Source organism: Bradyrhizobium sp. CCBAU 11361, from assembly GCF_028128935.1.
GTDB classification, from domain to species: domain Bacteria; phylum Pseudomonadota; class Alphaproteobacteria; order Rhizobiales; family Xanthobacteraceae; genus Bradyrhizobium; species Bradyrhizobium niftali.
On sequence record NZ_LBJZ01000016.1, the window covers coordinates 1 to 11,426 of the forward strand.

14 protein-coding genes, 1 tRNA gene and 2 pseudogenes are annotated in these 11,426 nt (G+C 56.7%); 12 read left to right on the forward strand and 5 right to left on the reverse strand.

Annotation, left to right across the window (positions count from 1 at the left end; genetic code table 11):
- Window positions 1-83: 83 nt before the first annotated feature.
- The 4 genes and pseudogenes from XI08_RS05605 to XI08_RS05620 form a co-directional block, all read left to right on the forward strand.
- A pseudogene (locus XI08_RS05605) lies at window positions 84-803 on the forward strand (ABC transporter substrate-binding protein); the annotation flags it as partial.
- Between the two features lie 323 nt (window positions 804-1,126).
- Window positions 1,127-1,723: a hypothetical protein gene (locus XI08_RS05610; protein WP_271573693.1), complete on the forward strand. Its 597-nt coding sequence runs from the start codon at window positions 1,127-1,129 to the stop codon at window positions 1,721-1,723.
- 239 nt (window positions 1,724-1,962) lie between these two features.
- Window positions 1,963-2,559 (forward strand): hypothetical protein, encoded by a 597-nt coding sequence (locus XI08_RS05615; protein ID WP_271573694.1) that lies wholly within the window; start codon window positions 1,963-1,965, stop codon window positions 2,557-2,559.
- Between the two features lie 63 nt (window positions 2,560-2,622).
- Complete coding sequence (locus XI08_RS05620) at window positions 2,623-2,808, forward strand: hypothetical protein (protein WP_247454523.1); 186 nt, start codon at window positions 2,623-2,625, stop codon at window positions 2,806-2,808.
- Here XI08_RS05620 and XI08_RS46145 read toward each other — a convergent pair.
- From XI08_RS46145 to XI08_RS05625, 3 genes and pseudogenes are all read right to left on the reverse strand, one after another.
- Window positions 2,805-2,942, reverse strand: coding sequence for a RusA family crossover junction endodeoxyribonuclease (locus XI08_RS46145; RefSeq protein ID WP_442869764.1), 138 nt, complete (start codon window positions 2,940-2,942; stop codon window positions 2,805-2,807). The two genes, XI08_RS05620 and XI08_RS46145, sit on opposite strands and share 4 nt — an antisense overlap.
- Window positions 2,881-3,066, reverse strand: coding sequence for a hypothetical protein (locus XI08_RS46150; protein WP_442869766.1), 186 nt, complete (start codon window positions 3,064-3,066; stop codon window positions 2,881-2,883). Before XI08_RS46150 ends, XI08_RS46145 begins: the two co-directional genes overlap by 62 nt.
- Window positions 3,067-3,113: 47 nt before the next feature.
- Window positions 3,114-3,221: pseudogene (locus XI08_RS05625) on the reverse strand (transposase domain-containing protein); the annotation flags it as partial.
- 757 nt (window positions 3,222-3,978) lie between these two features.
- On the opposite strand from XI08_RS05625, the gene XI08_RS05630 reads away from it, so the two are divergent.
- The 3 genes from XI08_RS05630 to XI08_RS45955 all read left to right on the forward strand — a co-directional run bounded on the left by XI08_RS05630 (window position 3,979) and on the right by XI08_RS45955 (window position 5,064).
- Window positions 3,979-4,167, forward strand: a complete 189-nt coding sequence (locus XI08_RS05630; protein ID WP_129557332.1) for a hypothetical protein — start codon at window positions 3,979-3,981, stop codon at window positions 4,165-4,167.
- Between the two features lie 390 nt (window positions 4,168-4,557).
- Window positions 4,558-4,752, forward strand: a complete 195-nt coding sequence (locus tag XI08_RS45950; RefSeq protein WP_333926998.1) for a hypothetical protein — start codon at window positions 4,558-4,560, stop codon at window positions 4,750-4,752.
- 18 nt (window positions 4,753-4,770) lie between these two features.
- A complete protein-coding gene (locus XI08_RS45955) occupies window positions 4,771-5,064 on the forward strand; it encodes an ATP-dependent DNA ligase (protein ID WP_333927000.1) in 294 nt (97 codons plus the stop codon).
- A gap of 372 nt (window positions 5,065-5,436) precedes the next feature.
- Here the strand turns inward: XI08_RS45955 and XI08_RS05640 are convergent, their stop codons facing one another.
- Window positions 5,437-5,736, reverse strand: coding sequence for a hypothetical protein (locus XI08_RS05640; RefSeq protein ID WP_271573695.1), 300 nt, complete (start codon window positions 5,734-5,736; stop codon window positions 5,437-5,439).
- A gap of 281 nt (window positions 5,737-6,017) precedes the next feature.
- Here XI08_RS05640 and XI08_RS05645 point away from each other — a divergent pair, with 281 nt between their 5' ends.
- The 5 genes from XI08_RS05645 to XI08_RS05665 all read left to right on the forward strand — a co-directional run bounded on the left by XI08_RS05645 (window position 6,018) and on the right by XI08_RS05665 (window position 11,194).
- On the forward strand, window positions 6,018-7,331 hold the full coding sequence (locus tag XI08_RS05645) for an adenylate/guanylate cyclase domain-containing protein (RefSeq protein ID WP_271573696.1): 1,314 nt from the start codon (window positions 6,018-6,020) through the stop codon (window positions 7,329-7,331).
- A 201-nt stretch (window positions 7,332-7,532) separates the two neighbouring features.
- On the forward strand, window positions 7,533-7,949 hold the full coding sequence (locus tag XI08_RS05650) for a cupin domain-containing protein (RefSeq protein WP_271573697.1): 417 nt from the start codon (window positions 7,533-7,535) through the stop codon (window positions 7,947-7,949).
- Window positions 7,950-8,070: 121 nt separating this feature from the next.
- Window positions 8,071-8,925, forward strand: coding sequence for an arylamine N-acetyltransferase family protein (locus XI08_RS05655; RefSeq protein ID WP_271573698.1), 855 nt, complete (start codon window positions 8,071-8,073; stop codon window positions 8,923-8,925).
- Window positions 8,926-9,419: 494 nt separating this feature from the next.
- Window positions 9,420-10,019: a DUF6647 family protein gene (locus tag XI08_RS05660; RefSeq protein ID WP_271573699.1), complete on the forward strand. Its 600-nt coding sequence runs from the start codon at window positions 9,420-9,422 to the stop codon at window positions 10,017-10,019.
- 770 nt (window positions 10,020-10,789) lie between these two features.
- Entirely contained in the window at window positions 10,790-11,194 is a 405-nt protein-coding gene (locus tag XI08_RS05665) for a hypothetical protein (RefSeq protein ID WP_271573700.1), read from the forward strand.
- A gap of 136 nt (window positions 11,195-11,330) precedes the next feature.
- Here XI08_RS05665 and XI08_RS05670 read toward each other — a convergent pair.
- Window positions 11,331-11,402 (reverse strand) — tRNA-OTHER (locus XI08_RS05670).
- Window positions 11,403-11,426 lie beyond the last annotated feature (24 nt).

Consider the following 11,426-nt stretch of genomic DNA (forward strand, 5'->3'; position numbering starts at 1 on the left):
TTCGCCACGAGCTCTCTCCTGTGTAGAGATTCGAGCTATCAACTAATGTGACGAACTTGCGTTCCAGATGACTAGTTCAACGGAAAGTGGCCCTCATCGTCGCGAGCGGCAATTTCACCTCACCGCTTACGGCAAAAGCGGCCACCATGACGATTCCGATCGCGTTTCTGATCGGGGCCGATCCGGTTCAGACCGGTCTGGTTGCGAGCCTCAACCGGCCAGGCGGCAATATGACCGGCGTGACGATATTCGGTAGCCATCTGTTCGCGAAGCAATTAGAAATGCTCCGCGAGTTGGTGCCGAAGGCAAGAACCTTCGGCGTGCTGGTCAATCCACAAAATCCAAGCCACCCGGTCGATAAAAGCTTCTGGCAACCATTCGCAAATGCCGTCGGCGTGCCGATCGAAATTGTCACTGCAAGCACCGAAGGCGAGTTCGAGCCAACCATCGGCAGTCTTGCGGAAAAACAGGTCGACGCACTGCTCGTCGTTGCGGACACCCTGTTCGGAAGTAATAGCGACAGTCTCAGCGTCGCGCTGGCTCGCCATGCGATGCCCGCGATGTTCACCGCCAAACAGAACGCCGTTGCCGGGGGCTTATTAAGTTATGGAGGTAGTTTCGCGGATGCGAAACATAAGCTAGGCATTTACGTTGGCCGCGTTCTCAAGGGCGAAAAACCTGCCGACCTGCCGGTCTTGCAGCCGACCAAGTTCGATTTGGTCATCAATCTTAAGACCGCAAAAGCTCTTGGCATTACGGTGCCAAACGCACTCCTCATACAGGCAACTGAACTGATTGAATGACGTCGGCTGCTGGCCCCTTTGAGACCTGCCGAGCGCCGCCTGAGAATGTCTGCTATCAGGGGATGGGCAGAACTAGAGGGGCAAGCGCCCCTGATCTTCGGGACCAATCAATAATCTCGAAGAACATACCTCGCCGCAGCATTTCGGTTTCTAGATTTGCCGCATGCGCATTCCAATCTGACGTTTCACGAACCTTGATCCACGCTGTGAGTACAGTGCCTAAGAGCGCCCCGACGGTGAAACTAATGCCTACAACGGTTTCGGCATTCATTGCCAAATGATATTGCAGGCAACTATGCTCGCGATGATTGCAGGGGGTACCAATGAAATCCATCAGGTTTGCGCGCAGGCGCCCACCAACGAGTGATGATAAGTCGCCGCTACTTATTTTTATTCAGGCCTGGCTGCCCATTCTCAGCGTAGCCGTTGCCGGCATTTACGGCGCTTGGAAGTATTTCGATGAAAAGCACAATAAGGCACAGGAATTTGATAAGGCGCAGCTGATAGAGGCGCAGAAGCCGTTTCTAACAAAGAAGATGGACTTATTCTTCGAGGCGGCGCAGACGGCAGGTAATTTGGTCGCTGTTGAAGTCAAGTCAGACGAATGGAATAAGGCGAAGCGAAAGATATTCGAATTGCGATGGGGACCGCTTGAGTTGGCGGGGAATCCGGTCGTTCGGCTAGCGATGCGGGACGTGATCAAGCAGATGATTGCGGTCGAGAAGGGAGATGCGCCGCATGAGAGCCTGCGAAACAGTGTGGAGTGTCTGGCTGATGAGCTTCGGTATTCGATGGAGGAGTCTTGGGGAAATCCTGTGAAGCCACTTGGCTCCTTTGTGCTGACGCTGGAAGCGCCAACCCGTACGGCTCTTCCATCCGGCTGTTACCGACCAGAACAGTTGAAGTGGGACGTCAACTAGGCACGGGTTCTTAAATTTCAGGGCTTACGGCCATCAGGCTTGTGGGGGAAAATGGATAAGGCTGAATTTGTTCAGCGGGCGCGCCGATCTACTACGCGCTAGCCATCTCTGTTGCGTTGTTGAGAACGAGAGCTCCTGTGCCTGAGTTTAAGATACGGAGCAGATTTTCGCACGTAGATGTATCGAGTCCGGAAGAGGACGGTACTCTGTTAGATCGGTGGGTGATTTGGGATCGAGCAATGGCTTGGCTGATGGCTCGCGATATGGTCAGGGTTAAAAAGGATCCTTTCGGACCGCCGATGCTCTCTCAGGGGCCAGAGTTTGAAACGCAATGGAATGAACTATGCCAAGATGAAGAGACGCCGTTTTCGACTTTCGCTGCCGCTGACATGAGCGACGATTGGCTCGTGCCCGCCCTTCACTCAGTCGAGAATCATTTCGTAAATATGGGCGTGACGACTGAGGATTTTGACAATCCGGACGCCGAATGGACGCCGATCAAAATTGACCTCGATGATCCCGCAACAGAGAAGGCGATCTCATCACTGGAGCAAATCATTGAGGAGGTGCGGTCCGACAATGGCTATAGTGCCACGCATCCGCATGAGCGTGACCACATCCTGGAAGGGCTTCAAGGTACGGTCGAAAAGTTCAAGGCGGCTTCAATCAGTCCCGGCTATGTGCGAATTGCCATCGAACGGCTTCGGATGTTGAGTCTTCGATTTTCTGGAACGATCAAGGAAGTTGCTATCACCGCAGCTAAAGGAGCGATGATAGAGTTCGCTAAAAAGCATTTCGGAGAGTTTCTAAGCTACCTATGGAAGTGGCCATTTTGAATTGGACAATAGACAAAGTTTTGCGCGGTTATTAAAACGGCGGCTCACAAACAGGAGCACCGTGTGGCTAAAAAAGCAGCGAAGAAGCGAGTACGCCGGGAATACACTAAAGAAGACGTGAAGGAGCTGCGTGCGCATTCTAAAGCAAAGACGCCCGTGGTGAAGATTGCCAAGATGACCAAGCGGACCGTGGGGTCATTGCGTCAAAAGGCTGGATCGCTGGGCATTCCACTGGGACACCAGCGTTAGTTGACGGTAATTTCAATTCTCGGGCGCGCTTTGTCGTAGGCGCGCTCGATTGAAGGCTTTGCTATCTGACTATCATCCAGGCACGCAATGCCGGTGAGGGCGTCTAGGCTTGTTGAAGTTATCCAGGTCAGCACGGCGCTGGGTGCCAAAATAGAGTGTTATCGACACCTGAATGTCGCCTTCGAGTGGCTTCCCTTTCCACTGCGCCCTAGCTTCCCATTGGTAGGCCTCTTTGAGGGCCTTGCCTCCCGCTGTCATGTAGGTGGTTGGAAGCCGCCCCGGCAGGTGTTGCGTAAGCGTCGTTCTCAGGCAACGGCTTGGCGTTCGTGCTTTCGGTAAGCCCACGGCATCAACGGATCGATGTCGCTGTTCGGGTGACCGTTGACGATCCTGGTGAGGACGTCGGTCAGATAAACGTGCTCCATCGAGTCTCGTCCAACCAAGAACCTTTTTGGGCCGCCCATTGCGGGGTCAAGATCGACAATCGGCGGGCTTGCTAGGCTACGCCATCTGACCTGCCTGGCAGGTGAACGCGGTGACCCACCGCCAGCTAAGCCAAGCCGAGTGATCGTCGTTCACTTTTTTGAGCCGGACCTGGGACGTCTAAAAAAACTGGGTCTGTGGCTATGACGTTACAGCTTGGGGTTGCGAGCATGCGACGCCAGCGGAGGTGCTGGGGCTTGCTGAGCGGCATTGGACAGTTTGCCCAGCTTGTGCTGACGCTCGCTGTGGCCCCTGCACTGCCGACTGAGGCCCCCGCCAAATCGGCGCATCGGGGAGTCGCTGATCGTCGACGCTGCCCGCCGCGTACAGGCCGCCCTCGCCTTTGCGTCGCCCGTCAACAAGAGCTGGTCAACAGCATTCGCCAAGGAAATGGCAGACTACGATCGGGCAGAGCTCGCCATTGCAGCCCGAACTTGCCGAAGAAGGAGGACGCCGCGCCCGATCGCCGCCCAGCCATGACATGCCTCCTGACATGCTTTCACCATTTGGAACTACCAAGGGTAGGTACTGTTCCAAGCGGGTACACGCCCTACAGCACCAGGCTCACCAACCAAAGCGTGAGAGAGCAGCAGAGCGCAATTCCAAGGTACGGCAATCACTACCAATTATTTTTTATGCCAGAAACTCATGTCGCAGTAGCGGTAAGCTTCGCAAGGGAGTGCGACCATGACTGAATTGATCGAATTTGAGCCGCTGATACTCTGTCCAACCTGCAAGGTGGAAATGCGCCTGTTCGGGATTGAAATGGAAAGTTCGCTCCGCGATCTGTTCAGCTTTGAGTGCCCCAACTGCGGAAAGATCGTGGCGAGAAGCCTTCTGGTAGCTCTGCCCAGTGAGCCGAAGATTTCAAACTGAGACCTACTGTATTCGCCAGGGATGAGGCCCTGAATGCGAGCAATGAAGTGCTGTCCTGCCTGTAGCAAGATTATCCCTGAGGGTTCCTTCAAAATCTTCAGATGCAATGACTGCGGCACCGTGTTCTGCGGCAGTTGCGGACGATGGACCAGCAGGACGACCTTTGCCTGTCCAGCCGATGAGGACCACCATCGCGACACGGCGATAGGGTTCATCAAGAACATTTCAAACTGAGACACTACCCGAATTCCGATGCTGAAACGGGAGCGAGATTCGCATATTCGCAGGCGCGTGATTATCTCGTTCGCATGCACCGCGCGTTCGAGTTCTGCCTGCCTACTGCTGCCAAAGCTGTGCCTTCCGGGCCCGACTGGATTCACGAAATCAAGTATGACGGCTACCGCTTGCGCGTCGAGCGCAACGGCAAGACCGTTCGGCTTCACCCGCAGCGGTCACGACTCGACCGACCGATTTCCCTGGATCGTCGAGGCCGCACTGAAGAACCGCGAGCAGCAATTCGTCATCGACGGCGAGGCCGTTGTGCTCGGTGTCGATGGCGTCTCCGACTTCGACGCCCTGCACTAGCGCCGGCACGACGACGAGGTGCAGCTCTACGCATTCGACGTCCTCGCGCTCGGCGGCGAAGATCTGCGCCAGCTGCCTCTGAGTTTGCGCAAGACCAACCTGGCGCGGCTGCTACGCGGTCGGCCGGATGGCATGTTCGTCGCGCCCTTCGAGCCGGGCGAGATCGGCATCGAGCTGTTCGGCGCCGCCTGCCGCCTGGGTCTCGAGGGCCTGGTCTCGAAACGGCGCGACCGGCGCTACAGCGGCGGCCGGTCGAAGGACTGGATCAAGGTCAAGAACCGGACGCACCCGGCAATGGACCGAGAGTTTTGAGGACATGGAGCCCAGAGCGTGAAGCTTTGCCCCCACGCATCGAATAACGCGAGCCCGCGGATTTCGCGTGTACTCATAAGACCGCGACGTCTGTTTACTCCCCAACAACGGCGCACAAGCAGACATTGTACGAGGCCCGTTCTGTCGTTTCGTCGCTGCTGCGCAGTCCGCTAAAACCGCCCCTCTGGGCTCCAACGGAGTGCCTCTTTTGGGCAGTCATGTTTTCCCACTTCATCGGCATACGTTGAACTGGCCAACTGGGCCGGTTTTGCCCCTTCCTGCCCCAGCCCGGAGAGGCAAGCGCAGCGGCCCTACCGCGCGATCAGCGAGGCAGGGCCGTTGCGCGTCATACACGCGCCGCTCAGCGGAGTCTCAGAGATCGATGCCGACCACGATGTTACGGCCCGTCAATTCGGCAAAGGTAGCTGTGTGCGCGTACAGCTTTGCGAACGCCTCGTCCTTTGCCAATGCCTCCTGTACCTTTCCGTACACTTCCCAACTGGAATAGCGTGTAGAGATAAGAAACTCCCCGGCCCACGTACCAGTGTGAAACCGAGAAAGCCGAAGAAATTCTGCGCCATGCTTTTCGAAGATTGCCTTCGCCTGCTTGGCGGTCTTGATCATTTCCTCAGGTTTATCGCTCTTGAAGCGTGTAAATTGTACAATGGCCATGACCTAATCCCTCCGTTGAGCCCCCACTGGTTAGGTTGAGGAGTGGCCGCAGAGGTTCACAGGATTTGCCTACGATGCAGCGCTCCGAGTTGGGTCAAACTCGGAAGTCGGCGGGTCCAGATAGATGGTCTGCTCTGCCACTGTGAGCGGACATTACCGGACCCGCTGTTCAGGTCCGCGAAGGGCCAACAGGCGACGTCACGGGACTTGCTGTTTTTCTATCGTCAGGTCAGGCTTCAGAATTGGGCCGGGCAAAATCCGGTGAAGCAGTGAGGACACCCATGCAGCCGGCCACGCAATACGCCAAGAGCGGTGATGTTCACATCGCTTACCAGTTGTTTGGCAGTGGTCCGGTCAATCTGATCATGGTTCCGGGGTTTGTGTCGAACGTAGAGAATTATTGGGACGAGCCCGATCTCGCTCGCTTTTTGAACCGTTTGGGTAGCTACGCCCGAGTGGTAACTTTCGACAAGCGCGGGACCGGCATGTCGGACCGCGGCGGTGAGCTCCCCGGCCTCGACCAACGCATGGATGATCTCCGAGCAGTCATGGATGCTGCCGGCATGGAACAGGCGGCACTCCTTGGGATTTCTGAAGGCGCTCCACTGTCCGTCTTATTTGCCGCAACCTATCCCGACCGTTGCCGCGCGCTGGTACTTTACGGCAGCTTTTCACGGTTTTCCTACTGGTTCCCGACCAAAGAAGCGCTGGAAGCGTTCTTCGGTTACGTTGAGCAGGCATGGGGTACGGGCGGTAGCGTGCAGAAATTCGCGCCTTCGCGCGCAAATGACGCCGCTTTCCAACGCTGGTGGGGTCGCAACGAGCGTCTTGGTGCCAGCCCGGCCGCCGTGAAGGCTCTCATGAGCATGAACAGCCAAATCGAAATCAGCGGCATTCTTCCGGCGGTTCGAGTACCAACCCTCGTGATTCACCGGACTGGGGACAAAACTGTCAGTGTAGAGGGTGGACGCGACGTGGCGGCCCACATTCCTGGCGCCCGTCTTTTTGAGCTACCGGGAAGCGACCACATTTTCTACGTGGGAGAAAACGCAGACGAAATTTCTGATGCGATCGAGCAATTTTTGACAGGTTCAAGGTCCCCGGTCTCAGTTGACCGCGTCCTCGCCACGGTTCTCTTCACCGATATCGTGGGCTCAACTGAGAAAGCCGCTGCACTTGGCGATCAACGCTGGCGCGACCTTCTCGACAGTCATCATGCGACGATCCGGCGCAATCTCGCGCGCTTTCGAGGCCATGAAGTGAAAACTACTGGAGACGGCTTTCTCGCCACCTTTGACGGTCCAGCCCGCGGTGTTCGATGTGCTTGGGCCATTGTCGAGGAAATGAGACCGCTTGGGATTGAGGTCCGTGCGGGGCTTCATACAGGCGAGTGCGAAATGATCGGTGATGATGTCGGTGGTATTGCTGTTCACATAGGCGCCCGGGTCGCGGCGCTTGCCGGTGGCAGCGAGGTTCTGGTTTCGAGCACAGTCAAAGATCTGGTGGCCGGTTCTGGTTTGCGCTTCAACGATCGCGGCAGCCGATCCCTCAAGGGTATCCCCGGCGAGTGGCGCATATTCGCAGCTGAACGTTAGACGTCCCACCGGGCCCTACATGGTCTGCATTGGGTCAAAAGTAGCGGTGGACGCCAAGTTGGATCGGCGTCCGGTTTGCCACTGACAGCCGACATGACACGCGCTCAATCGACCTTCGGCTAAGGGCCAGTTTCAGACATGGCAAAGAGCTGAGGATTTGATAATATTCCGCGTATTCTGTTGTGTATTTTGGAGGAAACGATGCTTGCCAAGTTCTTGCTTTGCACAGCCGTAGTCACGTTATCGATGACCGGTATCGCCGCCGCCCAGCAGAATTTGCCCGCGGTAACCCAGCAAACCGCGACGATAAAGCGGACGCCGCTACAAAAGTTTGACGTGCCCGGCACAAACTACGAAACGGTAATTGGAATGGCTGAGATCGCGCCCAACGTGAATATCGGGCGCCACACGCATCCCGGTCCTGAGTCAGGCTTTATGCTTGATGGCGAGATGGTGCTCATGGTCGATGGTCAACCAGACAAGACCCTGAAGTCAGGTGAAAGCTATCAGATTCCGCCAGGTGCTATTCACGACGCCAAAACTGGTCCGAACGGCGCGAAAGTAATTGCTACTTATGTTGTCGAGAAGGGAAAGCCGCTCGCTTCTCCGGCCCAGTAGTGACGTCTGCTTCGGGCCAGAAGCTGCCATTCCCCGGCCTAGAGCCAGCGCACGGAGACGACTGGGACGCCGGGCCCAAAAAATGGCAATATGCGTCCGAGACACCCCCGGAGTACGCGCGATGTCCGACGCACAACTCGATCGGAAGGCCTGGCTTGCGCGCATCGGCTATACTGGGCCGCTCACACCAACCCTTGAGACTCTAAATCAACTTATCTTCGCCCACTCGCACTCAATCCCCTATGAAACGCTCGATATCATGCTCGGGCGTCCGCCCAAGCTCGACGTGCCTACGCTCCAGCAGAAGATGATCGCCAGTAGACGGGGCGGGTACTGCTTTGAACAGAACATGCTCTTCCGAGCCGGACTTCGGTTGCTCGGCTACAGCATCACAAGCTTACAAGGGCGTGTCGTGCGGGGGCTGGAGATCGACGCACCGCGCCCAGCCATCCACATGTTGTTGAAAGTGGACTTGCCTGACGGCACTTATCTCGCGGATGTCGGGTTCGGCAACCTTGCGCCGACCTGCGCGCTCAGGCTCGTGCCGCAAATCGAACAAGAGACACCCCACGAGGTCATGCGCTTTATCGATGTTGGCGGCGAGCTGACGCTCCAGGCACGGCTTAAGCATGGCTGGCAGCACATTTACCGGGTCATTCCTTACCCGCGTTATGATGGCGAATACGAGATTACCAATTGGTACACGGCGACCCATCCAGAAACCCCTTACCAAGGGAATATCATCGTGGCGAGACCGGGGCCGAACAGGAGCCGGATCACCATGTACAACGCGCGTGTCACCGTCCGGGACGCAGACGGGCATGCAGAGAAGCGCTGGCTCGCGACCGAGAGCGAGTTCAGAGACGTGCTGCGCGGTGAATTCGGACTAAATCTGTCCGATGAACAAGTCGATCGGTGCGTCGGGATTATGAAGGCGAAAGGAACAGGAGACGCTCCTCACCCCTTCTTCGCTTAAGCTATGGTCGATGTCTGGAATGGTCAAACTGAGAAGTCCGGTCGCTCTGCCGGCTGGCCGGCTTTGCCCCCAAACCCAAGACACACTGCCGCATCGGCCCAACTGACGCGAAGGGCCAACTGCGGACCATGCTCCAGCCTTGCGCCAGAAGTGCAGCCACGCTGACTCTCATCGAGTTGGTCATCCGGTTGAGCCTTTGCGGGATTTCCGGGTCTCACTTCTGTGGGCTGCGGAGACTGAGGTTTCCCATCATGAAGCATCGCGATCACCGATTTGTGGCTGTCGCCTTCCTTGTTGCCGCCACCGCGATCACCATTAAGTCATACTCGTCCTCTGCCGATAGCTTGATTTACCAAGCGCCTGGCGCACCACGATTCCGAGTGTGAACGGGTTCACAACAGCGTCGTGACGCGAATGCTATGCTTGCAGCAAGTTCGATTGCTGACTTTTTTCAAAAGGGTTTCTGTTTCGAACGACCTCCCGAGGAGGTTTTCATGTTCAAGCGAATTCTTCTGCTCGCGGTCATGGTCTCTCTAACGTTAGCGGCTTCGTCTCAAGCCCATTGTCGTGACGGGTCGGAGCCCACTGTGCCCACTGAATCGCCTTCGGTTCCGTCACGTGCCGACGCAACGCGAGCCGCGGAAGACTTGTTGGATGAAATTGTGACTTGGCTCGCTTCGAATTTCGATCTGCCGGCCATCACGGAACGTCCAGCCATCGAATTTGCGTCGAAGGTGAAACTCGCGACGATGCGGTTCGGAGATGGTGCCCTTTCGGAGAGTTTCACGGAGAACGACGCATTCGATGAACTGGCTCAGCGTCAGGTCGTCGCCCTCTATAACAACAGGTCAAAAGCGATCCTGCTCCCTGATGACTGGACTGGGACTTCACCAGCCGACCAATCGATCCTGGTCCACGAAATGGTCCATCACCTCCAGAACCTGGCCAAGCTCACGTTCGAATGCCCGAGGGCGCGAGAGAAGTTGGCATATTTGGCTCAAGACAAGTGGCTTGGGCGGTTCGGAATGAGCTTGGAGCGCGAGTTTGACGTCGACATGTTCACGGTGCTGATTTCCTCAGCATGCATGTTTTGACCGTGAGTTGAACGTTTGCTTTTCCAAACATGTCCAAAGTCCAGGTCTCGTCCGTACGAACGCAAATCCAGCAGGTCTGAATTTGATGGTCAGATTCTTGGCGGTCGTTGCAATCATATTGGCGCTCTTGGCGATGGTACGGGGGCAGCAGCATCAGTTTGTGCTGCTGCCAACGGGACCAATGCCTGCGGCGCTTATCCCCTAGGTGGGCCGAAGCAGCCAATCGACTCGAGACGCTGCGACCCAATGTCCGTTCGGGGTCAATCGCGCCACTTTGGCCGCGTGCCGTTCGCTTCCGGTCTACCTCTGTGAACGGACATCGTCAGACCGCCCCGGCATGTCACAAACGGGCCAGAAAGCGACATGCGGTTCGCCGTCAAGTGAAAGAGGCTGCCGCGGCTTGGCAAGCTCCCCGCCCGGTCTGGTGGTCTGGGCCGAAGTCGGACGGGGAGCTGCGCGCCGGACCCCCGTCGCATGACAATGCTAGGAACGTGCCACTACAGTGTATGTGAAATTGTCGGCGCGGATCAGTGGACGTTGATCTTATCCAAAGGGAGGTTCAGCGCCGCAGCGCGCTCCTTTCGATCCTTCTTCCGAAACTCAATCTCTCGCCCGTTCGAAAGCGGCCATCTCCTCCTTGGCCGCCTCCAGCAGGCGATCACGCGGCGTCATTACTGGCTACGAATCTCCGCGAAATCGGTCAAAAATGACCCTTCCCGACACGGCTCGCTCCTTCATAATAACCTCGAAAGTACAATGGAGGTAAAAAGATGAAGTGCCTGCACATTTTCGCTACGCCTGATGGCGAATCCCATTTTGGGGAAGTTGATATCCCCACGACAGTAACGCGATCGTTTCCGAATGGAGCGCCTGCCGCTAACTACGAATCCTCGCGTTCCGCTTTCTACGAAGCCTCGCGAGTTCGTTTTGTTCATATCCCTGCAGGGGCGCGCGAAGCGGACTTTCATAACCCACCGGGTCGACTCCTTGCCATTTGGTTGGATGGCGAGGTCGAGTTTGAAACGAGCGACGGCGAGATGAGACGTGTCTCCGCTGGAAAGGCGGTTCTAGTCGAGGATACGCAGGGGAAAGGGCATATCTCGCGCCATCCAACGGAAGGGCAAAATGTTATACAGGTTTTACTGCCGCACGGCCTTGACGCGCCTTCTGCGTAGTCGGTTGTTGGCCCATCGCATCACTTCGCGGCGACGTGGCAATTCACTCGCTGTCGGATCGAAGCGTCATTCGGCGAAGCAGCTCCCACCGAGCCGGGTTTATGAGTAGGCGCCCTTAGGTCGAAATCCTTCGGATTGGTGGGCCACCGCGGACTCGAACCGCGAACCCTCCGCTTAAGAGGCGGACGCTCTAACCATTGAATGGCCCTGGTGGGCTCCGCGGGTCTACTGG

Excerpts from the sequence above, each read along its gene's own strand:
- XI08_RS05645 (WP_271573696.1), top strand. The coding sequence starts at position 6,018 with ATGCAGCCGGCCACGCAATACGCCAAGAGCGGTGATGTTCACATCGCT.
- XI08_RS05610 (WP_271573693.1), top strand. The coding sequence starts at position 1,127 with ATGAAATCCATCAGGTTTGCGCGCAGGCGCCCACCAACGAGTGATGAT.
- XI08_RS46150 (WP_442869766.1), bottom strand. The coding sequence starts at position 3,066 with ATGACAGCGGGAGGCAAGGCCCTCAAAGAGGCCTACCAATGGGAAGCT.
- XI08_RS05665 (WP_271573700.1), top strand. The coding sequence starts at position 10,790 with ATGAAGTGCCTGCACATTTTCGCTACGCCTGATGGCGAATCCCATTTT.
- XI08_RS05655 (WP_271573698.1), top strand. The coding sequence starts at position 8,071 with ATGTCCGACGCACAACTCGATCGGAAGGCCTGGCTTGCGCGCATCGGC.
- XI08_RS05630 (WP_129557332.1), top strand. The coding sequence starts at position 3,979 with ATGACTGAATTGATCGAATTTGAGCCGCTGATACTCTGTCCAACCTGC.
- XI08_RS05615 (WP_271573694.1), top strand. The coding sequence starts at position 1,963 with ATGGCTTGGCTGATGGCTCGCGATATGGTCAGGGTTAAAAAGGATCCT.
- XI08_RS05650 (WP_271573697.1), top strand. The coding sequence starts at position 7,533 with ATGCTTGCCAAGTTCTTGCTTTGCACAGCCGTAGTCACGTTATCGATG.
- XI08_RS05660 (WP_271573699.1), top strand. The coding sequence starts at position 9,420 with ATGTTCAAGCGAATTCTTCTGCTCGCGGTCATGGTCTCTCTAACGTTA.
- XI08_RS45950 (WP_333926998.1), top strand. The coding sequence starts at position 4,558 with ATGACGGCTACCGCTTGCGCGTCGAGCGCAACGGCAAGACCGTTCGGC.
- XI08_RS05640 (WP_271573695.1), bottom strand. The coding sequence starts at position 5,736 with ATGGCCATTGTACAATTTACACGCTTCAAGAGCGATAAACCTGAGGAA.